19 protein-coding genes and 3 tRNA genes are annotated in these 23,630 nt (G+C 47.4%); 13 read left to right on the top strand and 9 right to left on the bottom strand.

Going from position 1 to position 23,630, the window contains the following annotated elements:
• The first annotated feature begins 36 nt into the window (after positions 1 to 36).
• Positions 37 to 1,557, top strand: a complete 1,521-nt coding sequence (locus J7438_RS07905) for a fumarate hydratase (RefSeq protein WP_209204024.1) — start codon at positions 37 to 39, stop codon at positions 1,555 to 1,557.
• 155 nt (positions 1,558 to 1,712) lie between these two features.
• Here the strand turns inward: J7438_RS07905 and J7438_RS07900 are convergent, their stop codons facing one another.
• A complete protein-coding gene (locus J7438_RS07900) occupies positions 1,713 to 3,974 on the bottom strand; it encodes an ankyrin repeat domain-containing protein (protein ID WP_209276124.1) in 2,262 nt (753 codons plus the stop codon).
• Between the two features lie 103 nt (positions 3,975 to 4,077).
• Between J7438_RS07900 and J7438_RS07895 the strand changes: the two genes are divergently transcribed.
• Positions 4,078 to 4,230 carry a hypothetical protein gene (locus tag J7438_RS07895; RefSeq protein ID WP_209204022.1) on the top strand — a complete coding sequence of 51 codons (153 nt, stop codon included), beginning with the start codon at positions 4,078 to 4,080 and terminating at the stop codon, positions 4,228 to 4,230.
• A 74-nt stretch (positions 4,231 to 4,304) separates the two neighbouring features.
• Here the strand turns inward: J7438_RS07895 and J7438_RS07890 are convergent, their stop codons facing one another.
• Complete coding sequence (locus J7438_RS07890) at positions 4,305 to 4,922, bottom strand: TetR family transcriptional regulator (protein WP_209276123.1); 618 nt, start codon at positions 4,920 to 4,922, stop codon at positions 4,305 to 4,307.
• Positions 4,923 to 5,073: 151 nt separating this feature from the next.
• On the opposite strand from J7438_RS07890, the gene J7438_RS07885 reads away from it, so the two are divergent.
• A complete protein-coding gene (locus tag J7438_RS07885; protein ID WP_209276122.1) occupies positions 5,074 to 6,474 on the top strand; it encodes an MATE family efflux transporter in 1,401 nt (466 codons plus the stop codon).
• 136 nt (positions 6,475 to 6,610) lie between these two features.
• Positions 6,611 to 7,609, top strand: coding sequence for a J domain-containing protein (locus J7438_RS28625; protein ID WP_503003890.1), 999 nt, complete (start codon positions 6,611 to 6,613; stop codon positions 7,607 to 7,609).
• Between the two features lie 19 nt (positions 7,610 to 7,628).
• Here the strand turns inward: J7438_RS28625 and J7438_RS07875 are convergent, their stop codons facing one another.
• A complete protein-coding gene (locus J7438_RS07875) occupies positions 7,629 to 8,822 on the bottom strand; it encodes a hypothetical protein (RefSeq protein WP_209276121.1) in 1,194 nt (397 codons plus the stop codon).
• 254 nt (positions 8,823 to 9,076) lie between these two features.
• Between J7438_RS07875 and J7438_RS07870 the strand changes: the two genes are divergently transcribed.
• The 3 genes from J7438_RS07870 (at position 9,077) to J7438_RS07860 (ending at position 9,395) form a co-directional block, all read left to right on the top strand.
• Positions 9,077 to 9,153: transfer RNA gene (locus J7438_RS07870), tRNA-Arg, on the top strand.
• Between the two features lie 63 nt (positions 9,154 to 9,216).
• Positions 9,217 to 9,293: transfer RNA gene (locus J7438_RS07865), tRNA-Arg, on the top strand.
• A 9-nt stretch (positions 9,294 to 9,302) separates the two neighbouring features.
• A tRNA-Ser gene (locus J7438_RS07860) sits at positions 9,303 to 9,395 on the top strand.
• A 136-nt stretch (positions 9,396 to 9,531) separates the two neighbouring features.
• Here J7438_RS07860 and J7438_RS27625 read toward each other — a convergent pair.
• The 4 genes from J7438_RS27625 to J7438_RS07845 all read right to left on the bottom strand — a co-directional run bounded on the left by J7438_RS27625 (position 9,532) and on the right by J7438_RS07845 (position 14,413).
• Positions 9,532 to 9,663, bottom strand: coding sequence for a hypothetical protein (locus J7438_RS27625; RefSeq protein WP_286196456.1), 132 nt, complete (start codon positions 9,661 to 9,663; stop codon positions 9,532 to 9,534).
• A gap of 277 nt (positions 9,664 to 9,940) precedes the next feature.
• Positions 9,941 to 10,990, bottom strand: coding sequence for a hypothetical protein (locus J7438_RS07855; protein ID WP_209276120.1), 1,050 nt, complete (start codon positions 10,988 to 10,990; stop codon positions 9,941 to 9,943).
• Positions 10,991 to 11,309: 319 nt separating this feature from the next.
• The gene (locus J7438_RS07850) at positions 11,310 to 13,271 is read right to left on the bottom strand and encodes a serine/threonine-protein kinase (RefSeq protein ID WP_209276119.1); all 1,962 of its coding nucleotides are present in this window, start codon (positions 13,269 to 13,271) and stop codon (positions 11,310 to 11,312) included.
• Between the two features lie 35 nt (positions 13,272 to 13,306).
• Positions 13,307 to 14,413, bottom strand: coding sequence for a serine/threonine-protein kinase (locus tag J7438_RS07845; protein WP_209276118.1), 1,107 nt, complete (start codon positions 14,411 to 14,413; stop codon positions 13,307 to 13,309).
• A gap of 106 nt (positions 14,414 to 14,519) precedes the next feature.
• Here J7438_RS07845 and J7438_RS07840 point away from each other — a divergent pair, with 106 nt between their 5' ends.
• A complete protein-coding gene (locus J7438_RS07840) occupies positions 14,520 to 14,990 on the top strand; it encodes a SycD/LcrH family type III secretion system chaperone (RefSeq protein ID WP_209276117.1) in 471 nt (156 codons plus the stop codon).
• 22 nt (positions 14,991 to 15,012) lie between these two features.
• A complete protein-coding gene (locus J7438_RS07835; protein WP_209276116.1) occupies positions 15,013 to 16,263 on the top strand; it encodes a hypothetical protein in 1,251 nt (416 codons plus the stop codon).
• A 7-nt stretch (positions 16,264 to 16,270) separates the two neighbouring features.
• Here J7438_RS07835 and J7438_RS07830 read toward each other — a convergent pair whose 3' ends face one another.
• Positions 16,271 to 16,858 carry a hypothetical protein gene (locus tag J7438_RS07830; protein ID WP_209276115.1) on the bottom strand — a complete coding sequence of 196 codons (588 nt, stop codon included), beginning with the start codon at positions 16,856 to 16,858 and terminating at the stop codon, positions 16,271 to 16,273.
• 356 nt (positions 16,859 to 17,214) lie between these two features.
• Here J7438_RS07830 and J7438_RS07825 point away from each other — a divergent pair, with 356 nt between their 5' ends.
• The 3 genes from J7438_RS07825 to aroC all read left to right on the top strand — a co-directional run bounded on the left by J7438_RS07825 (position 17,215) and on the right by aroC (position 20,154).
• Complete coding sequence (locus J7438_RS07825) at positions 17,215 to 17,931, top strand: SIMPL domain-containing protein (RefSeq protein ID WP_209201446.1); 717 nt, start codon at positions 17,215 to 17,217, stop codon at positions 17,929 to 17,931.
• Positions 17,932 to 18,068: 137 nt separating this feature from the next.
• A complete protein-coding gene (prmB, locus tag J7438_RS07820) occupies positions 18,069 to 19,016 on the top strand; it encodes a 50S ribosomal protein L3 N(5)-glutamine methyltransferase (protein ID WP_209276114.1) in 948 nt (315 codons plus the stop codon).
• A 55-nt stretch (positions 19,017 to 19,071) separates the two neighbouring features.
• The gene (gene aroC / locus J7438_RS07815) at positions 19,072 to 20,154 is read left to right on the top strand and encodes a chorismate synthase (protein ID WP_209276113.1); all 1,083 of its coding nucleotides are present in this window, start codon (positions 19,072 to 19,074) and stop codon (positions 20,152 to 20,154) included.
• Positions 20,155 to 20,234: 80 nt separating this feature from the next.
• On the opposite strand, the gene J7438_RS07810 is transcribed toward aroC, so the two are convergent.
• Entirely contained in the window at positions 20,235 to 21,530 is a 1,296-nt protein-coding gene (locus J7438_RS07810; protein WP_209276112.1) for a GumC domain-containing protein, read from the bottom strand.
• Positions 21,531 to 21,903: 373 nt separating this feature from the next.
• Here J7438_RS07810 and J7438_RS07805 point away from each other — a divergent pair, with 373 nt between their 5' ends.
• Positions 21,904 to 23,517, top strand: coding sequence for an ankyrin repeat domain-containing protein (locus J7438_RS07805; protein WP_209276111.1), 1,614 nt, complete (start codon positions 21,904 to 21,906; stop codon positions 23,515 to 23,517).
• Positions 23,518 to 23,630: the final 113 nt, after the last annotated feature.

Genomic DNA, 23,630 nt, shown 5'->3' with positions numbered 1-23,630 from the left:
TGCGGAATAAAATCGTAGAACAAGGGGTGAAAACCAATGAGTGTTGTGATTCGGGAAGATGATTTAATTCTGAGTGTGGCAGATGCACTGCAGTTTATTTCCTACTATCATCCCATTGATTTTATTGATGCGGTTTATCAGGCCTACCAGAAAGAAGAGTCCAGGGCAGCGAAAGATGCCATGGCCCAGATTCTGGTGAACTCCAGAATGTGCGCCATGGGCAAGCGTCCTATCTGTCAGGATACCGGTATCGTTACTGTTTTTGTCCGTGTGGGTATGAACGTACGTTTTGATACTGACCGATCCATTGAAGACCTGATCAATGAAGGTGTTCGCCGGGCCTATACCCATCCGGACAACGTACTCCGTGCTTCGATACTGGCCGATCCTGCCGGTGCCCGCAAAAACACCAAAGACAACACGCCAGCGGTTATCCATATGACCCTGGTGCCGGGAGACACCGTTGAGGTGGAACTGGCTGCCAAAGGTGGTGGCTCTGAAAATAAATCCAAAATGGTTATGCTTAACCCATCCGACAGTATTGTTGAGTGGGTGAAAAAGACCGTACCGACCATGGGTGCTGGTTGGTGCCCTCCGGGCATGTTGGGTATCGGTATTGGCGGCACCGCTGAAAAAGCCATGCTGATGGCCAAAGAAGCCTTGATGGAACCCATCGACATTCATGAACTCCGCGCCCGTGGTCCAAAGAACCGGGTGGAAGAGCTGCGTCTGGAGATTATGGATGAAGTGAACAAACTGGGCATCGGTGCCCAGGGTCTGGGTGGTCTGACCACCGTGCTGGATATCAAGATCAAGGATTACCCAACCCACGCCGCTTCTCTGCCTGTGGCCATGATTCCCAACTGTGCCGCCACTCGCCATGCCCACTTTACCTTGAACGGCAATGGTCCTGTATATCAGAAAGCACCGAATATTGATGACTACCCGGAAGTCAGCCTGGATATGGGCGAAGGCGTGCGCAAGGTCAATGTCGACAACCTGAGCCATGATGACATCAAAAGCTGGCAGCCAGGTGATACTGTGCTGCTGTCTGGCAAGATTCTGACTGGTCGGGATGCCGCCCATAAACGCATGGTGGATATGATCTCCAAAGGAGAAGAGCTGCCGGTTGATCTGAAAGGGCGCTTTATCTATTACGTAGGCCCCGTTGACCCTGTGCGTGATGAAGCTGTTGGCCCGGCTGGTCCAACCACCTCAACCCGTATGGACAAGTTTACCCGTACCCTGCTGGAGAGCACCGGTCTTGCCGGTATGATCGGTAAGGCAGAGCGTGGCCCGGCAGCCATTGAGGCTATCAGGGATAATGAGTCCGTTTACCTGATCGCTGTCGGTGGTGCCGCTTACCTGGTCTCCCAGGCGGTGAAAAAGGCTGAAGTGCTGGCTTTCCCTGAACTGGGAATGGAAGCGATCTACGAATTTGAAGTGGAAGATATGCCGGTGACCGTAGCCGTAGACTGCCGTGGCGAATCGGTACACAACACTGGTCCGCAGATCTGGAAAAAGAAAATCGAAGAGCAGGTGCTGGAGATTAAATAAGCCTCTTTGCCAAGAGCAAAAGGGCTGGTCACTTTTATACACCGCTTATTGATAAACGGAGTTGTAACGCTGCATGGATGCAGGAGCTGGAGCAGTTGCCAGGAGTGCCAGAGCCAGGGTGCAGAAATCACCGCCCCGCCATTGCTGGCAGGACTTCAGGGGAAAATTTTTTCATTCAGAAGTTCACGTTTCAAAAAACAGGGCAAATTGAAAGAAGACATTGTTTGTTTATCAAACACCTCAATCATCCTCCTCTTGCACAAAACTTTTAGACTGAGAGGTGTTTCCAGAGAGCTGTAGCCAAATTTTTCAGTGACTTTCTGGATAACATCCGGTGCCAGGCTTCTTTGAGGACAGCCGCCGTGGTAGAGCAGTTCAAAAGCAATTTCACAAAACCCGTGTTTGTTTGCCCAGAACAGGGGGGTACCTTTTTTACAGTCACGGCTATGAACATCTGCTTTGTGACGCAACAAAAACCGCACCACCCGGTAATGTCCTGATGCGGCTGCCTGGGTCAGGGGCGTATACTCCCCAACTTTATTGCCGTGAATATCGGCACCCGATTGCAACAGCAGTTTAACTAATTTAATGTGCCCGGATCGGGCCGCAAGAGACAGCGGAGGGAGGTTCCAGATATCAAAGGCACAGCCATCAGGATTGGCGCCCGCTTGCAAGAGAAGTTTCACTATCTCAAAATTCAACCTGACGACGGCCACTGACAGTGGTGAAAATAGGCAGTCTGTAAAGCGGCTTACGTCATCCGCATTATGCTGCAACAGTAATTCCACGATCTCGATGTAGGCTTTATCAACGGCCAGGTTCAGCAGACCTATCTCGTTAGAATATTTCCACTGCGCGCCATGTTCCAACAACAGCTTGACAACCTCAACATGCCCATACCTGACCGCTTCACTCAGGGGATTCCACTGGTAATAGCTATTATTTTCACAGCTGTTAATGTTGGCTCCATGACTCAGCAGTACCCGGGCACTCTCAGTATGTCCCCTGGCCGCAGCCTTCCACAGAGGTGCCTTGAATCCGGAAGCCTGGCTATTAGCGTCGGCTCCCCTGCTCAGCAGCAGGCTTATCGCCCCAGCCCGCCCATACTTTGCCGCCTGAGTCAGAGGCGTTTCCTCTCCGCGGGCACGGTTGTGAATATCTGCGCCATGGTCCAGCAACAGGCTTATCGCTTCAACCTGTCCATATTTTGCCGCCTGATTCAGGGGCGTTTCCTCTCCACGGGCATGGCTGTATATGTCTGCGCCATGCTCCAGCAACAGGCTTATCGCTTCAACCTGTCCATATTTTGCCGCCTGAGTCAGGGGCGTTTCCTCTCCACGGGCATGGCTGTATATATCCGCGCCATGCTCCAGCAACAGGCTTATCGCTCCAACCTGTCCATATCTTGCCGCCTGGACCAGTGGCGTTTCCTCTCCGCTGGCATGGCTGTGAATATCCGCGCCATGCTCCAGCAACAGGCTTATCGCCCCAACCTGTCCTCGTCTGGCAGCCTGGGACAGTGGTGTTTCCCCTCCGCGGGCATGGCTTTGAATATCCGCGCCATGCTCCAGCAACAGACTTATCACCGCAACCTGTCCTTGCTTGGCAGCCTGAGCAATTGGTGTTTCCGCTGCGCGGGCGTAACAGTAGATTTTCGCACCATATCTCTGCCTGGCAGCCTTGGGCCCTAGTATTTTCTCGCTGCGGGCATGGCTGTGAATATCCGCGCCATGTTCCAGCAGCAGGCTTACCGCTTCGACCTGTCCCCACTTGGCAGCCTGGGTCAGGGGAGTCCGTAAGCCGATGGTATTGCCGTTAACGTTTGCCCGGTAATCCAGCAACAGCTGCATTACTTTGATGTTACCCCGGCCAGCAGCCGTAGCCAGTGGTGTCAGGCCCTTGGCATCGCAGTGATCAACAGATGCCCCGGACTCCAACAGCAACCTCGCTATGTCAGATAACCCGTATATGGCAGCCCGGCTCAATGGAGTAAGCCCCTGATTGGTTGGGAACTGGCTGGCAGATCGCTTGAGCAAGTTTTCGTTGCTGCCATCAACCTCTGCACCATTTTGTAGCTGCCACGCCACCATCCTGATATCCCCGGACTCAACGGCACAATTCAGTGGGAGTCTGCTGGCAGCGTCCGTACAGTGTGCATTCACACAACTGTTGTCGCCGGTACCAGCCAGACCGTCGGTCCTGACTCCGGACTGCACTGCCACAGACCGTTTGCGACCATTGGGCGGTGGTAATCCATTGCGATCGGATGTTGCCAGATCGCCGGGGCCAGAGCTACAGGGAATCTGTTTTGCACAAACCGATAAAGCAGTGTCGACCACTGCCTTTGACGCCACTGAGTTTTCAGCAGCACCGGTTGGTGGCAAGCCAGGATAACCCCTGGCATTAAGTGGTTGCATGGTAACTTACCATCAGTCCGAATATGTTTCAGGGTTCTTAGAGTAATCACCCTGAAAAAGGTTCCGGCCTGTTACTTTCTAAACGACAAATGATTTATTACTGATGCATACGCGCATCTTGCCAATCCCGGGATATCAGGAGACCGAACATCACCATGTTCAGATTCTTATCCTGCAGATGGTGCAGGAAGCCGCTGTAAAACTGGAGCCTGACCTGATCCTGTTGGAACTGAATATGAAAGGGAACGGCTGTTGAAAAAGCCGGGTTTTCGTTCCCGGGTTGAGGCGGCGGTGTGATTATTAAAAAACAACACTATGACGGATGTTGATTTATAAGCGGGCTCTCTGAGTTTTTTCTGAATCCTTCATGCCCAGTGTCAGCCGGATATCGTTGATCACCAACTCATCGATTGCATGAAGATTGAGGCTGCTATCCCCAAGGTAGGAATAATTGGACAGTGTGAAGCTGGTGGCCATTAACTTCCAGGCGCATTGTCGACTATCCAGAGCCGGATCAAACAAACCTTGTTTTTGGCCCAGGGTAATCACATTTCCAATCAGGTCTGTCAGGCTGGTCATGGACTCACAATAGACAGTCTTCAGTTGTTCATTGCGCCACATTTCATCGGCGGCACTGAGCCACACCCGGTTTTCAAACTCCCGGTCCGGGAAGTTTGATGGCAGCAACATCTGCAACAGGGCTTCGTAGGGTGGTAATCCCTTAATGGCCTCCAGGTCGGAGTCAACGGATGATGATATGGCATAACGGATGACTTCGGTTTTCAACTCATCCAGCGACGAAAAATGATGGTGGATGGTTCCCGTAGCGGCACCCATTTCGGCGGCAACCTTGCGGGCAGTTATGCCGGCAAAGCCACAGGACACCACCAGGGAGAGGGTGGCCTCCAGAATAGCTTTGCGTTTTTCATCCTTTGGCAGGTAACTCATAGACTGCATTTGTCCGATATAACTACTGGTTGACATAGCATAAAAAAGAATTGAACATGTGTCCAATTTGAACAGGTGTTCATATTAATTAGCCAAAGGAACAAAGCATTGCAGGCACAGACTAATCTAATGCCGCAATAAGGAAACGCCTATGTCAGTTCACACTACTGATGAAACGATGACCTCCGGTTGCACCACGGTGGATTTTTTCCGTTTTGTGGTGCCATCCATACTGGGTCTGGTAGCGCTGTCTTCAGCGGGTATTGTTGATGGTATCTTTGTCGGGAATTACGTGGGGGCAACAGCCCTGGCCGCGGTTAACCTGGTAGTACCACTGTATTCGGTGTTCTTTGGCCTGTGTGTCATGATGCTGGTAGGTGGCGCGGTGGTTGCCGGTAAAGCCCTGGGGGCCGGAGATACACGCAGGGCGTCCAATATTTTTACCAAATCCCTGACGGTGATTGTTATCTTTGCCCTCACTGTGTCCAGCCTGGCGCACTTTTTTGCCAGGGATATTGCGGCTTTTGTGGGAGCAGACGGTGAAGCACTGCCGTTGACCACCGAATATATCCGTATAGTCTCGCCTTTTATGTTGTTCATGGGGCTGACTTATACCTTATCGTATTTTGCCCGGGTTGATGATGCGCCTAACTATGGCCTGGTCGGGCTGGTGCTTACCGCCTTCACGAACATTGTACTGGATGCGTTGTTTATCAAAATGTGGGGCTGGGGTGTCAGTGGTGCAGCATTTGCCAGTGGTATCGCTTATACGCTGGGTACTGCGTTTCTGGTAGTGCGTTTCTTTGGCAAACAGGCCCGCATTCGGTTGATTAAGCCCTATGGTTCCTGGCTTGAGTTGTTCCGGTCCGCCTATAACGGTTTTTCCGAGTTTATTAATGAGATGTCCGGTGGACTGCTCATGTTCGTTATTAACTGGATTCTGATCATTGAAGCAGGCACTACCGGCGTTGCCGCCTTTACCATTGTCAATTATATCCTGTGGCTTAGCATCATGGTGGCATACGGCACTGCAGAAGCCCTGGGGCCTCTTGTCAGCGTTAACTTCGGTGCCAGAAAGCCAGAGCGTATTGTCAGTTTTGTGAGACTGGCTGTTGGTCTTGCCATTATGGTGGGTATTACCTTTGCGATGGCTCTGCTGGTTTACCCTGAGGAGCTGGCCAGTGTTTTTATTCAGAGTGATGAAGTTGCCACGCTGGCGCTGACCATGTCGATCATTGCCGTAATCTGGCCGGCATTTCTGTTTAATGGTATCAACATTACCCTGTCCGGCTATTTTACCGGTATGCATGCGGCTACCCAGTCGGCCCTGATTGCTATCAGTCGCTCTCTGGTATTGCCATTGGTGCTGATCATTCTATTCTGGAAAACCCTGGGGCTTGAAGGTGCCTTTCTTGCCCTGCCGGTGGCGGAAATACTGACGTTTGCCCTCAGTGTTACCCTGTTTTACCGGGCAACACCTGAAATGATGGTGGGTAAAGATGTGGCAGTAGAGAATAATAAAGTGGGCAACTCAGGAGCCTGTCGGGCTTAATACAGACGTTGTGTTTTGCTTCCAACCCACTGTGGGTCTTGCCCGTGAGCAGCCTTCCGTAAGGCTGCCTGAATTAAAACTGCCAACTGTTGCTCCGATAACCTGACTATATATTATCGGGAAAAGGAAACGATTGATGGATGGCATGGGTGCAGGCATGAATGGCATTAGCTGGCTACACAGTGCTTACCTTCTGGAAGGTAATTCCCAAGGTCAGGTGACAGCATCCGGGAAAAAGTTCGGGCGAAAAGTCAGTAAAACGGATCCGATCCCTAAAATGGATCTTCTTGCCAGACAATACAGTAACAAAAAAATAGCTGGCTACGTAATAAATGGAGTGGTTATCCAGCCAGTCAACAAGAGTGGCGTGATTAACCAGCCAGCCAGTATAGCGATTCTTCGGCTGCAGTGGTTTAGCTGGGCTACCCACCAATTTCAGGGCAAAGGTTATGCCCCCTCTGTTGCCAGAGTCATGGCAGAAAGGGTGTTAACCCAGTGCGGCTATGATTATCGCTCGGTGGAAATCATGGTTAACACCACGCCATTGACCCCACAGTCTGCCTTTCGAGAACTGCAGCGGCAAAATTATCAATGGGCAATGGGGCAATTCACCGCCAAAGGCTACCGCCCGGACCGGTCCCATGAAGCCATTGTTAATGCGCTGGACGTCGCTGGCTCAGACCTGTCCCGGTTTCAGCGGTGGGTTTCTGATGCTCCTCATGCTCAAAGTAATAAAAATGCCAACACACTGCGCCCCTGGATGATTGAACAAATTGAGAAAAAAGGCTTTTCCCCTGAGGAAGCACGGGCAGTAGTGGATAACTTGATTAAAGAGTCCGACGGCAACGTAGATTATCTGCGCCAGTCGGTCGGGAAAATTCACCCAAAAGGTGCCCCGCGCAAACTCTCTGCAGAGCAGATGGTCCAAAAGAATCGACAGTCACTTAATGCATTGGGGTTGTCGGAAGGTGCCAGCCTGAATGATGTAAAAAGAGCCTACCGGAAACTGGCACTAAAGCACCATCCTGATAAAAACCCTGAGAACAATGAGGAAAGCAACAGGATTTTTCAAACAATCACTGAGGCGAACAGGCACCTGATCGAAGACTCAGATTTGTTCAAAGGTCAAAGCTAATAGCGCACTGCTGGGGGAATTAATCTGGCAGAGCATCCATTTGAGTCGATTCCCACAAACTGAAAGCTGTCTCGTCTCGTTTCAAGAAGGCGATATGAAGATCGCCCATCATCTTATCCCGGTTACATTTTAGCTCGTTTGCTTTCAGCATTGCCTTTTCCCACTCAGGTTGGTCCAGACGGGCACCCATATCAAACAGGTCGTGAGCATAGTCAATAACGCAATTATAAAGGGTGTTAGAGCAGGTACTGTTTCTACCCAGGACTTCCTTCAGGGCTTTGGGCAGTTCTTCTGGAGTCAGGGTACCATTTCTGTTTTTCAGGGTGCGAAAGAGTTTGCTGCCTTCATCACTGTTAAGCGCCAGGGCGATTCTCATAATAATGGATTTTTGTTCCATATCCAGATCATTGCAAACAGCATCAAGCAGCCGATGGGAGGATGGGTCGGACGCCATTCCCAGCAAGAGCCTGATATATCCGATGCTGACTTCATCTTCTGATTTGAATACTGGTAGCATGATCCCGGACAACTTTTCACTGGGAATAGTTTCTGCGATCTGAACCAGTAATTTGATATGCTCTTCCTGAATCAGACGGCGCTGGTCACTTGCTTGGCCGCCATCACTGTCAATTGATTGCTGCAAAACTGTCAGAGCCTGATGCAGCTCTTCCGGCGAGAGGCTGACACCCATTTGCCATAAGGCGTTGGCATGCCTGGGCACAACCGTGTACATACCCATTGCCAGTGAAAGAGAGTGGGGCAAAATCTGCTGGGCAATAAGCTTCATACATTCGTAACAAGACGACTCATAGTCGGTAATCCCCAAGGCTTCTTTCAAAGCCCGGGACCGCTCTTCAAGAGGCAAAATGACACCTTCTTTCATCAAGTCCTGAACTATTGTGACCGCCATGTGATCGTCTATGCCCAGTACAACTCTCAGGTCATGGCATCGGTTTACCCGGAGTTTGGAAATCTCATTGGCCTGGGTAACAGGAGAGATATTTCGTGAATCAACGACTTTCTTGCATACCGGACATTGTTCGGGACCTTCTGGAATCGTCCGATGCTCAGGTCTTCTTTGCACTATATTGACTTTCCTGCCCTGAAAACAAGACTCCTGACAGGATGGACAAATACTCACATCCCTTGAATCCGGGTGCTTAGGCACTGAAGAAGGAAGTGATATACCAGGCGTTGTAGCTATATTATCCATTATTGGATTTCCTCAAGACCAGGTCGTGTAGTTAGCGGAGGAAATCGTTTTTTCATTTCTCTGTATTTATCTGATGCGTTTGTTTCATTAATAACAAAACAAGGCAATACGAAAGCAGCTTGATTTCCTGACTCTTATGACAGCGATTAAATTACAAAGTTCAGGAAACAATTGGTTGGATTTGAGTAGATCAGTAAAAACCGTATTTGACTCAACCCAATGAAATCTCTATAGTCTGCCTCCGTTGACGCAGGGCGCTCGTAGCTCAGCTGGATAGAGTACCTGGCTACGAACCAGGCGGTCGGAGGTTCGAATCCTCCCGAGCGCGCCAAGTCAACAAAAGTGATTGACGAATTGAATTGATTCAAATATCTTTCAAGTCGCTTCAAACAACGCGCTCGTAGCTCAGCTGGATAGAGTACCTGGCTACGAACCAGGCGGTCGGAGGTTCGAATCCTCCCGAGCGCGCCATATTGAAACGGTGAGGTGGCCGAGAGGCTGAAGGCGCTCCCCTGCTAAGGGAGTATACGGTTTGTAGCCGTATCGAGGGTTCGAATCCCTCCCTCACCGCCATTTGTATTTTCTAACTCCTTAATTTCCCTTCCTTTTATTCTAGCTCATTTGTTCCAAATTGCCGATATGTCCAAGAAGTGTCCATTTTACTCGATGGCTTATTCTAACTTCGTCGTATAAATGTTCTTTGCTGAATTTAGCGTATTTCATGGTTCTCTTTCTCTGGGGCTTCCTTATCTTTCTCGGCAATGCGTAAGCGCTTCTCTGAGGACGTCTTCAAATAAGCGCTTACGTTGTTCTTCTGGCTCCTGAAGTTGAATGTTTTCATGATGTTTACCTCTCTTTTTTGAATGTAGTTTGTTCAGGAACGGCGAGAGGGCGGGTCAAAAAAATGTTTTGTAAGTGGCAACAGTTTTTTTGGAGTAAGGCTGAGAAGTTCTGGCCTGAAATTACAGCATTAATTCGATTCAGTGATATCAAATTTCAGGGTTACGGAGTTTCCGTACAGCCTCTGGGATTACTGATCCGACAGTTTTTTCTAAGTAAGCTAAAACTATCGAATCAGATAGATAGTACATATTGCGTTCGGTTAGTCTAGATCATTCCTAGAATACAATACACTCCTTTGAGCGGGATCTTTCTTGATATGCATGTTGTGTAACCTGTTGATGAGATTGTGAAATGCCTCTTATTTGCTTCCATTGCTCATAAATGTTTTCTTGATTTGGAATTGGTTCGAACCTTGCATCGAAAAGTCCAATATCTTCTTCTAAACAAATACTTGTTATTAAAGCTAAGTCCTCATGGATAACGAACATTTCGACGAATTGCTCAAGTTTAATAGCTGCTTCCGTTCCTTTAAATTCACCATTCAAAAATTGTTCAACATTTGATTTGTTTTGTTCTGTATTGTACCAGTTTAAGACTGTGTCAACTTGTGCAAAAAGACGTGATCCATAACCCAGATGTGCCATACCATTATATAATATGTTATCAAGCTGGACAGCAAAACACTTAAAAACTTCTGCACCCATCAGTTTTTTGAGCTGACTATAAGCAGCCATTTGCTGTTCTTCAATTAATTCAGCAGATTGAATTTCAGTCCGTTTTTGCAAAGCATTCTCGTAATTTAATTGGCTTGTGATTAAGTAAGCATCATAAAAGGCTGTTTTTCCACTGTATTGAATTCGAGGCATTCCAGTATTGTCAATTACTAATCCTTCAATAAGGTCGCTGCATGGTGTTTTCTCTGGCATTATTTTCCAGCCATCCGGGAGAGAAATATCAGCCGAAATTTTTGACTTCATTTCTCTGATAATATCCATGACGATAGCTTCTGATTTAGCATCAAAACTGGTTGTTTCTGATTCAGCACCTAAAGATGGATATGACGAAGATGGTAACAAAGAAGCTGAAGCGTTTGGTTCAGGATCGTGAGCAACCTTAGGCTCAACAACAGTTATTGCCTCACGCTCGGTTAGAGTTTTTTGTGTATTATCACCAAATCTTTCAGGTGAGCTGGAATTAATGTATTTATTTGTTGGGCTGTTGTTATCTGAGCGCTTATTATCTGAACACTTATTATTTGAACACTCTGCAGTCATTGAATAATTAGAAGGCTCAGCTAGTTTAGTTGGGGTGTTTACTGGCTGCATAATATAATCTCATAAATTTTCAGTTAATTTACAGGATAACCAGTCTTTTTCCGACTCGAAGATAATAATCCTTGTAGATCAAAGGTGATGTTACTCAGATTATTATTAAGAAGTGGTAAACCGGCAACTTCGTTTGATTATCAAGTCAGCAATAAGTTCAATTTTAAGGAACGCTGGGGCTTTCTGTCTGGGTCGATCTCATTATCAACAAATATGCTTTTGGCATTCCGGTCAACAGACAACTTAAGTCAGGAGAGACTTTATCGATGCCTGTCGTGGCGACTCGGATCCGGATAAATGGAACACTAGAATTGCTTCGTCAGGAATGGTAAGACGCAAAGTAAGGGTGCTCAAGCGCTTCAGTGGGGGACAGGCGCATTTCAGGGTCCGGCTCTGTCAGCGCCCTGAAAAAATCCGCAGCTTGTTCGCCTTCCACTTCCAGAAGTTTCTGGTAAGCATCCTCTCTCGCTTCTTTTAGCTTGGCTAAAGCCTCTTTATAAGGCGTCTTACCTTTCCACATATCCTTGGTAACAGGCATTATAGGATCACCACCTAAACACATTTCAGCAAAAGTACATCCCAGGGCCCAGGAGTCTGCTCTGACGTTAGGTTTGTTGGTCGAATTATACAGTTTTTCCGGCGATATATAACTTGGTGTTCCGCTGCGAACTGGAGTAGCCCTGTCCATTTTTGCTGAAAACCCGAAATCGCATATCTTCACAACACCTTTTCCATTAATCAGAATATTTTCAGGTTTAATATCATGATGTTGGTAACCGGCTTTAAATAGCGTGTTAATACCCCTGGTTGCCTGAAAAAAAGCACTTTTTAGGTCTTCACCTCTAAAAAGACGATCCTTTTCTGATGAGTCCAGTAAATTCTCTCCTCCATATTCCATAAGGATGTATTTTTTATTGGATTTTCCACGACTCAGGGAAACAAGGTTGGCAATATTCTCGGTGTTCTCACCGGTTGCTGCTATTGCCCGCTGAATTCTTACCATCTTTGCACATTCATCTCTGCGTGCAGTATCATCACCAACAATTTTAAGGGCGAATTTTTGTTTGGTACGCTTGTGTTTTACAAGAACCACAGAGCCAAAAGCCCCTTTGCCTAATGTCGTGGTCTTTTTTAATTCTTTTTTGGGTATGATCGCGCAATTGTACTCAGGATCGATAGGGGCACCCTGAAAAGTGATAGGTTCAGCTGGTTGAAGATCAAGAAGCACATTGGACTGCCCATCTTTTTGCAAAAGAGGCGTTTCAGTGTTCTCTGTTATCGAACTTCTTCTGACTTTGTTGTTCAGGTTGCTTGTGTTGTCAGGGATTATCTTGCGTTGATTTTCTAATTCCGTTATTGCTTTTTCTGTAGTGACTTGAATTTTCTGGCAGTATTTTTCCGGGTGTACGGCAACCGTGTTAAGAAATGGTTTTACTGTTTCTTCTCTTAAATTCTTAATGTCTTTTGATAGTTGTTCACTCTCTTTCAGATTGTTCCGTGCAAGGCATAACTTTTTTATTTCACTTACATCGCTTGAAAATGTATTAACCATCATCTCACATGCTTCTTTTTCAAGCCTGACAGCCAGGTTTTTATCAATATGCTCAGCGGCATTAAACAGGTTTTTGATGGCATGGCACTTTTTTATAGCCATATTAAAGTCTTTTTCCGGGTCTCCATCGTATGGGATACTTTTAAGATGGCCCGGCATTGCCTTCACCAGAACTGCCATCTGATCATGTATTTTCTGATTGAGTGAATCGATCACGTTGGCTGATAGCTTATTGCCTGCCTTAAGCCGGTTGACTTCTTTTTTTAATGCAACAAGGCTTGCACCCGATTTGCAACGATGTATTTCATGGGATAGATAGACTTCAGTATCTGATTCGATAAGCTTCCTGAACTGATTCTTGTCAAAAAACGTACACTCTTCTGGTATTTCATCGGGAAGTTTTAAAATACTGTCAACGTGGTCTGATCTGTTTTTACCTTCCTGATCTTCTTGAACTTCTTCCATTAATACTTCGATACGTCTCTTGGTTATGCCTTTTTCAAATTCATACATGTTGGCTTTCGGAACGGATTTTTCTTCGTCAATAAACGTTTTATTAAAGTGATTTTCAATACGCCGCCCCCATTTAGAGACAAGTTTTCCATCGCTATTCAGTATCTTGGTATCTTTTTTTTCTTTGATCCCCGAATAGTTTGCTGCTTTTGGTTCAGCCAGATTGATTTGTTCAGGGTTTATATTTGAGGGCGAGGTTACGTTGAAACGTTCCATGTCATGATCCGATGTTATAAATCTGTCTGAATATATCAAGAATAGCAAGCAGCAAAGTAAGGGTGCTTCAGCGCCTGGGTGGTGGACAGCCGGTCACCAGGATGCAGCTTGGTTAATGCCCTGAATAACTCAGCTGCTTGCCTGCCTTCCCGTTGCAGAAGCTGCTGGTATGCCTCTTCTCGCATCGTTTTCAGATGAGCTATTGTCTCACCAGGGAGCTTGTGACTTTCCCATAAGGTGCGAGTACCGATCATGACAGGGTAACCTAAGCGCAGTTCAGCAAATGTACACCCCAGGGACCAGGAATCAGCTCTGTAAATGGGGCCGCCGCGCAAATCATACAGTTTTTCCGGAGGCATATACTCTGGTGTTCCTCTGCCAATTTGAGCTCCCCTGCCCATTTTTTCTGCCAGGCCGAAATCGCAGATCTTCACAACACCTTTTCTGCTAATCAGGATATTTTCTGGTTTAATGTCATGATGCTGGTAACCGGCTCTAAACAGGGTGTTGACGCCCTTAACAGCCTGGAAAAAAGTTTTTTTAAGCTCGTTGCCCCTGAAACGGCCATACTTTTTTGATGAGCCCAGTAAATCCCGCCCCCCATACTCCATAAGAACATATTTTCTATCTGACCTTCCACGACTCAGGGAAATAAGGTTGACAATATTCTCTGTGTTACCATGGATTTTTGCTACTGCCCGTTGAATTCTTATCAACTGTGCACACTCTTGCCTTCGATCGGTATCGTTACCAACCATTTTCAGGGCAAGGTATTGATGGGTATATCTGTGTATCACAAGCACCACTGAGCCATAAGTCCCTTTGCCTAACTTCCTGACCTTAAGTAAATCTTTTTTAGGCACGATCGGGTAATTGTACTCTTTGTCGATAGTGGCCCCCTGTAAGGTAATAGGTGCTGCTCGCTGCAGATAAAGGGCTGCATTGGAGTAAACTTTTCGTTGTAAAAGGTGTCTTTGAGTTTTCCCATTGACTGCCCTGGCGGTTTTTGCGTTCACATAACGTTGTCCTGTCTCCGGAGTTACAGGGTGCCTGCCAAGGCAGCCTTTTACAGGCTCAGGTTGTTTTGGTGGCTGATCCTGGAAATGATGTTGTCCCATTCCATCTTCAATTCTCTGTGGCATTGTGTCCCCCGGGCTCAAGAGTCTGTTAAAAACCTTCGAGCTGGTCTGTAAAGGTACTATACCTATATAGAACAACTCGTCTTTCTAATCTGCAGGGAAGCAGCACATGAATGATTCAGTGTTCAGCTCGCCTGATGCCCAGGCAATGGCCATTGTGGAGGATTATATGGCCAGGGGAGGGAGTCTTGCTGAAGCCAGTAATATCAGTGAGGAGGCGCAGGAAGCCATCTATGAACTGGCGTATCTGAAATATAATAATGGTTTGTATGAGAAGTCTGCCCGCCTGTTTCAATTTCTCTGTCTCTATGATCAGTGGAATCCCCGCTTTTTCACTGGCCTCGGTGCCTGCCAGCAAATGGTGAACCTTTATGGTGAGGCCATTGATACGTATCTGTACGCAATTTCTCTTGATGCCAATGACCCACATCCGATGATTTATGTAGGCGATTGTTATGTCGCCCTGGAGCATTATCAAAAAGCGAGGCTTGCTTATCGGGCGTCGGTTTTAATGGCCCATGAATCCGGCACCACCAGTCCTGAGGTAAGCCGGGTAGAAAAAATGATTAACGAGTTTTGATGGTACTGCAAGGAGTGAGGGTATGAGTGAGGTATCCGGGGATATACAGCCCAGCCGACTGGAGCCTGTGCCGGCAGAGTTTCTGGCCGGGCAGCCCGTAAAAGACAAGGTTGACAAGGTGGCTTCCGGTTACCAGCAGTCGAACTCTGTCTCACAGGGCCAGGCAGCCAGGACTGAAAATTTCCCTGTTGCATCTGTGATACCGGTTCCTGCCCTGCAACCGGCTCTGCCTGGTGCAATGGTGGCTTCGTCTGAAGAAATTAAGGGGCTTCTATCAACTGCCCTGGTGATCAGAGACTCTCTGGGTCAAAAGTCTACAGGAGAAGCTGCCCAGCCTTTGCCGGGTAGCTTATCAGCGTCTTTGTCAGAAGAGGCATCGGGACAGCCACCAGGGGAGCGATCAACCGTTGATAACCAGGTAGCAGGGACTCAACGCTCAACCGTCAACGTGCCTGCATCTACCCCATTACAGGATATGGTGACAAAGGTGCAGTCGGCACTGGCAGAAGCCACGGATACGGATGAAGTAATGGGCGTCTATGAAAGTAATGTCAGACAGCTGACAGAGACCATTCAGCAAGCTTCTGCGGCAGGATTATCAGCCCCTCTTCAGGTGTTAAACGTTGTTGCTGCTGATGTGTCCCCATCTGTTGCGAATACGGGCTCACTGGCGCTGCAAAGGGTGATTGATAATATTGTTTCGATCAATCGCAACAGTGGGGATGCATCTGTCCATGGCGCAAAGGGTAGTCAGCACAACAGTGCAGATCTCTATGGAATACCGGAACATGTGCGGCTAAGTCTATTGTCCCAGAGGTTGGGCATTGATCTGCAGCCATTAATCAGAACCCGTGAAGAGTTCCTGGAGGGTATTCTGGTCGCCCAGAGGGGTATACTGCTTGCCATTGAAGCTATGTCTAATGCTGAATTTTTCGAGCTCTTGAAAGAGCGCTTACGGGAAGAACAGATCAAAGAAGATCTGGTCAAAGAAGGCCAGAATAAAGAAGTGGTGGACAAACTGAAGCAGGCCATTGCAGCACTGAAAGCCGGTGAACCGACAGTGGCTGCTGAAGTACTGAACTCTGCAAGCCTGATCACCACGGCCATTGAGCAGATTGTTGATCGCTATACATCCGATGAAACACCCGGGAGTCTCAGGCAGCATTTGCAAGAGCACCTTACCCGGGTTCTGGATAGTGTCACCCAACAAGGCTCATATCAGGATATGATGAATAAGCGGGTGGAACTGATGCAATCCGCAAAAAAAGTCTGATAGCAATTTACTTTAGTTTTTCAAAAATTCCTTTGCATATTGGCTCAATTAACGAAAATATTTTTGCGGAATCATGACCCATATTTTCATAATGTAACTGGATAAGAAGTTTTGCGTAAATTGTGTTAAATTCACTTCTGGTTGGAATCCCTTCAATTCTGGTAATAGAAGATAGCTCTGGATAATCTGATAACATGTAGCTAAGCCGGTCAAGTAATTGCACTTGAGAAAGCACGTCAATCGGCATATTACTAACTCTGAAAGTTGTTCCTTCAGACATGCTTGATGACGATGGTGAGCTTAAGCTACTCTCTGAGCTGCTTCCGGTTACCGTTAAGAATGAGTCACCTAAGCTGCTTTCAGTTATTGTTGGGGGGGTGTCACTCTCTGAACTGCTTTCTGTGATTGTTGAGGAAGAGTCACTCTCTGAACTGCTTCCGGATATTGAAGCAATTGTGCGCTCAACAAGGCCTGTTTTTCGTGAATGCTGGTCATCACTGTCAGGTATTTCTTTTTTAATCGCTTTCTTCGCGGGCTCCTCATCAGGAGTACGTGGGGATGATGGTGTATCTCTTATACTTCCTATCTTGAGCATATTCTTTTCCTTTTCTTATTTATAGACATGAGTACTTGAGGCAGCGCATAACATAAAGTTAATGGGCAGAAACGTAGAATCTCCATGCGCCGATGCATTACTGTCCACCGGAAAGAGCGTGTTAAACGCCATGTTATATGCTTCCTTCACGTTTAATCACCAGAATTCTAGCGTGTCTTGTGAGATGGGCAATGTACTCCGTGGCAACATAAGCGGCGAATGTCCCTTGAGGTTTGTCTTATGTGGTAGCCCGAAATATAAAATACTCAAGTTTAGCGTAGAATCTGATAATTTACCGGGTGAGCCCAAAGATGGGGTTCGTTATTTTTTCAACAAAATGATCAGGTGTAAGCAATATGAGTACCGGTAGAGTCAGTGCCTTGATACTGGGCATTTCTGTTTTTCTCGGGCTTTCCTGTCTGGGGTATTTGTTGGCGAATGCTGCCATTGAATTCAAGCAGTATGAGAGAAGTGTCACGGTCAAAGGGTTGTCAGAGAGGGAGTATCAGGCAGACGTCGTGATCTGGCCTATTCAGTTTTCAGCGGCCGATAATGATTTGAAAGCTCTCTATGGCACGATTGAAAACAATATTGACAGCATCAGGGAGTTCCTGGAAAAGAGTGGTATCGCGGCTGAAGACATTAGCCTGATGTCGCCTGATATTACCGATAAATCGGCTAATAATTATGGCAGCAGCAGTCGCCCGGAGTTTCGTTATACCGCCCTGCAAACCATGACTATCTATTCCAGTCATATTGAAGCGGTGCGCTCGGTGATGGGCAATCTGTCGGACCTTGGCCGGGAGGGCATTGTGTTTACCGGTGGTCATTACGGTTCACAGCCGGAGTACCTGTTTACCCGCCTGAATGATGTTAAGCCGGAAATGATTGAGGAAGCGACCCGTAAGGCCCGGGAAGTGGCGGAAAAGTTTGCCTCGGATTCACAAAGCGAGCTGGGCAAAATCAAGAGAGCTTCCCAGGGGCAGTTTTCCATCAGTGATCGTGACCGGAATAACCCTCATATCAAGAAAGTCCGTGTGGTTGCGACAATCGAGTATTATCTCTCCGATTAAGGATCACGGCAGGTCATCTGCGTTAAACAGCCGTTACCCCTGAGCAGGGAATATGCTATTTTAAGCCGCCTATATAAGGCAGTAAGGGTTCGGCTCAGCGTGAAAATTCCGGGCGTTGCGAATCCGAAGGAGCAAATGTGACAGGTTCCAATGAGTCCTGCGAAGGGCTGGTGTCTATTCGAGACTTTGTACGCTGGGGAGCAACCCGCTTTAATGAGGCGGGTCTGTTCTTTGGTCATGGCAGTGATAATGCGCTGGATGAGTCCCTGCATCTGGTGTTCCAGGTATTGCAGCTGCCCTGGGATCTTCCCGACAACTATCTTGACAGTCGTTTAACCCATCGTGAACGTGAAAAACTGGCCAACCTGATTGAAGAGCGGGCGGTCAGTCGTAAACCCCTGGCCTATCTGGTCAATCAGGCGTGGTTCTGTGATATGCCATTTTATGTGGATGAGCGGGTGCTGGTCCCCCGTTCTCCCATTGCCGAGCTGATTCTCCAGCAGTTCCAGCCGTGGCTGGGAGATGTAGAGATCAGCCGTGTGCTTGACCTGTGTTCCGGTTCCGGGTGTATTGGCATTGGTGCAGCCCATGCTTTTCCTGAATCCCAGGTGGATCTGCTGGATATTTCTGAAGACGCCCTGGAAGTGGCCAATATCAATATTGATCGCCACGAACTCTGGGGCAGGGTGCAGGCCATTAAGTCGGATCTGTTTGATTTTCTGGATGCTTTGCCAGAGCGTCCCAGGTATCAATTGATTCTGAGTAATCCACCCTATGTGGATGCTGAAGATATGTCCGATATGCCGGAAGAGTTCACCCACGAACCCGAGCTGGGTCTGGCTGCCGGAGATGACGGGCTTGATTTCGCCCGTACCATTCTGGCGCAGGCAGCTGATTACCTGGATGACCAGGGGCTGCTGGTGCTGGAGGTTGGCAACAGCCAGTGGGCTTTACAGGATGAGTATCCGGAAGTACCGTTTGTCTGGCCTGATTTCGAAAAAGGCGGTCATGGTGTTCTGGTGCTGTCTGCTGAAGATTGCAGAAAATATCAGTCTTTGTTCAAGAATCGGTTAAAAGCCCTGTAAGGGGTTTTTAACCATTTTGGGAATTTTCTGAAAATAACAATGAGATCGCTCAAGTATGGCAGGAAATAGTATAGGACAGTTGTTCAAGGTCACTACCTTTGGTGAATCCCACGGTCTGGCACTGGGCTGTATTGTTGACGGTTGCCCCCCGGGGTTGCCGTTAACAGAAGCGGATCTTCAGGTTGACCTGGATCGTCGTAAGCCCGGTACCTCCAAATTCACCACCCAGCGTCGTGAGCCGGATCAGGTCAGAATCCTCTCCGGCGTTTTTGAAGGGGTGACCACCGGTACCCCCATCGGCCTGTTAATTGAAAACCAGGATCAGCGCTCCAGGGATTACTCCAATATCAAGGATCTGTTCAGACCCGGTCATGCGGATTACACCTATGCCCATAAATACGGTGTTCGGGATTATCGCGGTGGTGGCCGTTCATCTGCCAGGGAAACGGCCATGCGAGTGGCGGCTGGCGCTATTGCCCGCAAGTACTTGCAGTCCAAGGGTATAGAAGTGCTTGGCTGGCTGTCCCGGATCGGCAATATTCAGGTCGAGAAGCTGGACTGGGATGAGGTGCGAAACAACCCGTTCTTCTCGCCAGATGCGGACAAAGTCCCGGAAATGGAAGCGTTGATTACCAGCCTTCGGGCCGAAGGTAACTCCGTGGGCGCTCGTGTTTCCGTGATGGCGACCGGTGTTCCGCCAGGGCTTGGGGAACCGGTTTTTGACCGCCTTGATGCGGATCTGGCCCATTCACTGATGAGCATTAATGCGGTCAAAGGCGTTGAAATAGGTGACGGGTTTGCCAGTGTCAGCCAGAAAGGTACGGAGCACCGGGATGAGATTACCCCGGATGGCTTCCTTTCCAACCATGCTGGTGGCACCCTGGGTGGTATCAGTACCGGGCAGGACGTAGTTGCTCATATTGCCCTGAAGCCAACATCCAGTATTACCACCTCAGGAAAGTCGATTAATAGTCAGGGCGAGCCGGTGGAGGTCGTCACCAAGGGGCGCCATGATCCCTGCGTAGGTATTCGCGCAGTACCCATTGCTGAAGCGATGATGGCGATTACCCTGATGGATCATTTTCTGCGGCACCGGGCACAGAATGCCGATGTGGTTAGTCCGATACCGGTTGTGTAAAGCATAAAAAAGGCCAGTAACCAAATTGGGCACTGGCCTGAATGTTCATGCTGAGTCTTTACACGGACAGGACTTTCAGATCATGGGCGAGCCAATCTGATAGCTTTCTCAAGCTTAATAAATTTCAATACTTCTTTGAAAGCACTCTGGCTCTGGTTTGCTTGCCACTGTTTTAGAGTTTTTTCGACAGTTTCCAAACCATCAACATCACCACGGTCAAAGATTGCTTTGATATCATCCTGCCATTGCTCACCCTCTATATAACCAGGAGTGTTGAATTTTTCTAACAGTTTGCTGGCCCCATTTTCCATATTCACGGGCATGACAGATGGTGCTGTGGCTTGTTTTGGTTTGATCAAGTTTTGTGCAACTTGTTGGTTCGTGGCGCGAGCTTTCTTGATTTCTTCCATACGAACTTTGTAAGCCTTTTTTGCCTTGGCAATATTTCTCTCTTTTCGATCCTTGAACAGATTCTTGTTCGCCTTGTACTGATCCTGACTGGAATTAACATGAACCGCTTTCTGGCCCCCTTTTTCAATATTCTGGTGATAACTCTGCTTAAGTTCTGCAATTCTATTTTTATAATCTGCTTCTTGCTTCGCTATGTCAGCTTTCATTGCCTTTTTGGCATTTGCCATTTCCTGTTGGTATTCCTGACTTGCTGCAGTGCCCAGTTCCCTGCTTATCTTACCGTAAGCAAAGGAAATCTGTCCTTCCAGCTTGCGTAGAGCCTCTTTTGCTTCAGTCAACTTGCCCTTATTATCACAGTGTTTGTTAAAACAATCCTGTGTTTCAGAACTCTGGAATTGCTCTTTAATATTCTTGACTTGAGATTGTATCTGGCCCTTACTGCTTGAGTGTATTTTTATGTTTTCAGAACCGCTATTGATAGGGATTTTCAGATTTTTTATTTTCTTTAGGTCTTTATCACTAAAATTGCCTTTATTAAATAATTTCAAGGCATCTGAGTATGAACTTTCAAACTCTTTGACCTTATTCTCAAGTACTTCAACTTCTTTCTTACTTTCTTTTAATTTTGAAGCCAGTTCATTGTATGCCTTTGCGGAATTTATTGAGTCTGATTTTCCATCTTGACCTTGTATTTTACTGATTCTCTCCTGCTGAAAATAATTTACCCTTCCCCAATTGGTTTTTTGGATTTTGCGGCTAAATAACTTTGTAATTATTTTCTTTGGCTTGGATAGACAATCAGTATCATTAGCCCTGCCCAGACCTGGTTCTTTCTTACCTTTAAAGGTTGTCACTAACTTACCCAGGAAGGATTTTTTAACGGGAGCGGCATCGTTGAGAGAAGCATCGGATGGCGGTGCTTGAATATTTTGTAGTGTCGAACCAACAACTCTCGAGCTATCCATAGTATTTCTCCAGCATTCCTTTGGATTTGATAAGTGCTAATTGTAGTCAATAAAACCAACGCTTTGTGATTTGATGCCGGGATAGGGCAGAAATGATCAATATAATGACACAATCAATGGTTTTGATTATGAAAACACAAAAGGGTCAACCAACACGTCAAAGAGAGAATGTAAGAATCTGCATGGTAATAAGATGCCGCACGGTTCATTTTATTCGTTTAATACAGGCATGCTGCTTACCTGATTAATTGTATAAAAATCAGATGGGAACTTTTGCGTCATTTAATGGACAAACACAATACTATTTGGTCGATTGTCCAGTATTTCGCGTACCATCGTTCGAATTTCTTTAATATAACCTGAGTTAAAAGTTATGCATGGCTTACAATCAAAAGACCCTTGGCAGGGCGTGATGACACACGCTGATTCGGAAGTCTCTAAAGCGGATAATCCGGAAATTGAAAAGTGCAATTTCTGTTTTGGCAATCTGGGTAATCAGCGTACTGTTGTATTGTTTCCCTGTACCCATAGCTATCATAAGTTGTGCATTGGTGAATTTCTGGAAGTCCCACAGAATACAACTTGCCCGGGCTGCAATCATAGCGTTACCCATTGTTTATCACCTGATGAAACGCCGCTCCTCGTGGCAGCTGCAAAAGGTCGGCCTGATACTATCAGTGGCTTGCTTGCCCTCGGGGTAAATGTCAATGACAGCACCGAAGATGGGCTAACTCCGCTCCATTGCGCTGCCATCAAAGGTGATGTAGCGACCTTAGAGCACCTTGTCCGCCATGGTGCCAACGTCAACGCCCTCACAAGAGGTATGACTCCACTCCATTTTGCGGCGCAATGCGGTCATCACGATACCATCTGGTTCTTGCTTGAAAATGGTGCAAATATCAATTACCAGGCAAATGTGATGGAAACGCCCAGTCAAATCCAAGACAGGCGGGATTGGAACGTTTTATTGGCTTCGGTGGAAAAGTGGCAGGGCCTCCCTTTGGGATCCACTCTCGAATACCATGGAAGCGATGCACAAATAACAAGCTACGGGAAAACTCCCCTGCACTGTGCCATTGAAGCCGGGCATGAACAGGTGGTTAACGATCTGGCCGTTGCAGGTGCCGACATCGAAGTACTTATTGGTGAAGGCAAGACACTGCTCAGCTGGGCAAAAAGTGAAGGGAAACTGACGAAACCCATAATCAGTTCTTTAGCCAGTGCAACTTGTGATACTGAGGCCTACTGCGAAGGGGCACGTGCAGAGCTGCTTAGTGCATTGACTGAAATCAATGACTGGGCTTTATTCGACAAATTGTCGGCCAATACCAGGGGGGTTGCTCTTCATAAACTTCAATGCCTGGGGTCCAGTCAGCTCGCCTTTTTCCGGTCGGTTGAATGCGGTCAGACAGATATTATCAAAGCCATGATTACCAGAGGCGCTGACGTTAACTGCCTTAACGATCGTGGTATGACTCCACTTTACCGTGCAGTCGACGAAGGCCAGCCTGAAAGCGTTGCAACGCTGATTGCAGGAAATGCTAATGTCAATGCCACTATGGGAAACTACAGGTGGACCGCCCTCCATCTTGCGGCTAAAAAAGGTGAGGCATCCATTGTTCAGCTCTTGATTGACGGAAACGCTAATGTCAATGCCTGTGTCTCAGACGGGGAGATCCCGTTCCCCCCCGATAAAGCGTTTGACAGATATACAACCAATAGTACAAACGGGGGTACCCCTCTTCACATTGCAGTTGAAAATTGTCAGCCAGAGATTGTTGAACGCCTGATTGCTGCAAGTGCTGATGTCAATGCCCTCAATACTGCAGTACATACCCCTCTTAAAGTTGCACAAGTACTTCGCGACACGGCAATTGACCGTGTGAATCAACTGAATGACTTTGCCGCTGTCAATAAGATTGAATCTTACGAAACTATCATTGAACTCCTGCATAGTGTAAACGCAGGTTCAGGTTTTGAATATTGAGTTTGTTTAATCCAAAACCTTATGGAAGCGCTTGTCATTGTGCAATAGGCAACCCGGCACCTGGCAGCGTTTCTTGCCGCTGCCCAGTGAGAAAGAAAAGCTTTGGCAGCACA

It is taken from the genome of Thalassotalea sp. G20_0 (genome assembly GCF_017744175.1).
GTDB lineage: Bacteria > Pseudomonadota > Gammaproteobacteria > Pseudomonadales > Endozoicomonadaceae > Endozoicomonas.
Note: the sequence above shows the minus strand (reverse complement) of the source record. Positions and strands in the feature narration are given on the sequence as shown.

What these genes read in the sequence shown, in the direction of transcription:
- J7438_RS07850 (WP_209276119.1), bottom strand. Translation starts at nt 13,271, where the DNA reads ATGGAACGTTTCAACGTAACCTCGCCCTCAAATATAAACCCTGAACAA.
- J7438_RS07825 (WP_209201446.1), top strand. Translation starts at nt 17,215, where the DNA reads ATGAGTACCGGTAGAGTCAGTGCCTTGATACTGGGCATTTCTGTTTTT.
- J7438_RS27625 (WP_286196456.1), bottom strand. Translation starts at nt 9,663, where the DNA reads ATGAAAACATTCAACTTCAGGAGCCAGAAGAACAACGTAAGCGCTTAT.
- J7438_RS07890 (WP_209276123.1), bottom strand. Translation starts at nt 4,922, where the DNA reads ATGAGTTACCTGCCAAAGGATGAAAAACGCAAAGCTATTCTGGAGGCC.
- J7438_RS07895 (WP_209204022.1), top strand. Translation starts at nt 4,078, where the DNA reads ATGCATACGCGCATCTTGCCAATCCCGGGATATCAGGAGACCGAACAT.
- J7438_RS07855 (WP_209276120.1), bottom strand. Translation starts at nt 10,990, where the DNA reads ATGCAGCCAGTAAACACCCCAACTAAACTAGCTGAGCCTTCTAATTAT.
- J7438_RS07900 (WP_209276124.1), bottom strand. Translation starts at nt 3,974, where the DNA reads ATGCAACCACTTAATGCCAGGGGTTATCCTGGCTTGCCACCAACCGGT.
- J7438_RS07845 (WP_209276118.1), bottom strand. Translation starts at nt 14,413, where the DNA reads ATGCCACAGAGAATTGAAGATGGAATGGGACAACATCATTTCCAGGAT.
- J7438_RS07830 (WP_209276115.1), bottom strand. Translation starts at nt 16,858, where the DNA reads ATGCTCAAGATAGGAAGTATAAGAGATACACCATCATCCCCACGTACT.
- J7438_RS07885 (WP_209276122.1), top strand. Translation starts at nt 5,074, where the DNA reads ATGTCAGTTCACACTACTGATGAAACGATGACCTCCGGTTGCACCACG.
- J7438_RS28625 (WP_503003890.1), top strand. Translation starts at nt 6,611, where the DNA reads ATGGATGGCATGGGTGCAGGCATGAATGGCATTAGCTGGCTACACAGT.
- J7438_RS07810 (WP_209276112.1), bottom strand. Translation starts at nt 21,530, where the DNA reads ATGGATAGCTCGAGAGTTGTTGGTTCGACACTACAAAATATTCAAGCA.
- J7438_RS07905 (WP_209204024.1), top strand. Translation starts at nt 37, where the DNA reads ATGAGTGTTGTGATTCGGGAAGATGATTTAATTCTGAGTGTGGCAGAT.
- aroC (WP_209276113.1), top strand. Translation starts at nt 19,072, where the DNA reads ATGGCAGGAAATAGTATAGGACAGTTGTTCAAGGTCACTACCTTTGGT.
- J7438_RS07805 (WP_209276111.1), top strand. Translation starts at nt 21,904, where the DNA reads ATGCATGGCTTACAATCAAAAGACCCTTGGCAGGGCGTGATGACACAC.
- J7438_RS07840 (WP_209276117.1), top strand. Translation starts at nt 14,520, where the DNA reads ATGAATGATTCAGTGTTCAGCTCGCCTGATGCCCAGGCAATGGCCATT.
- J7438_RS07835 (WP_209276116.1), top strand. Translation starts at nt 15,013, where the DNA reads ATGAGTGAGGTATCCGGGGATATACAGCCCAGCCGACTGGAGCCTGTG.
- J7438_RS07875 (WP_209276121.1), bottom strand. Translation starts at nt 8,822, where the DNA reads ATGGATAATATAGCTACAACGCCTGGTATATCACTTCCTTCTTCAGTG.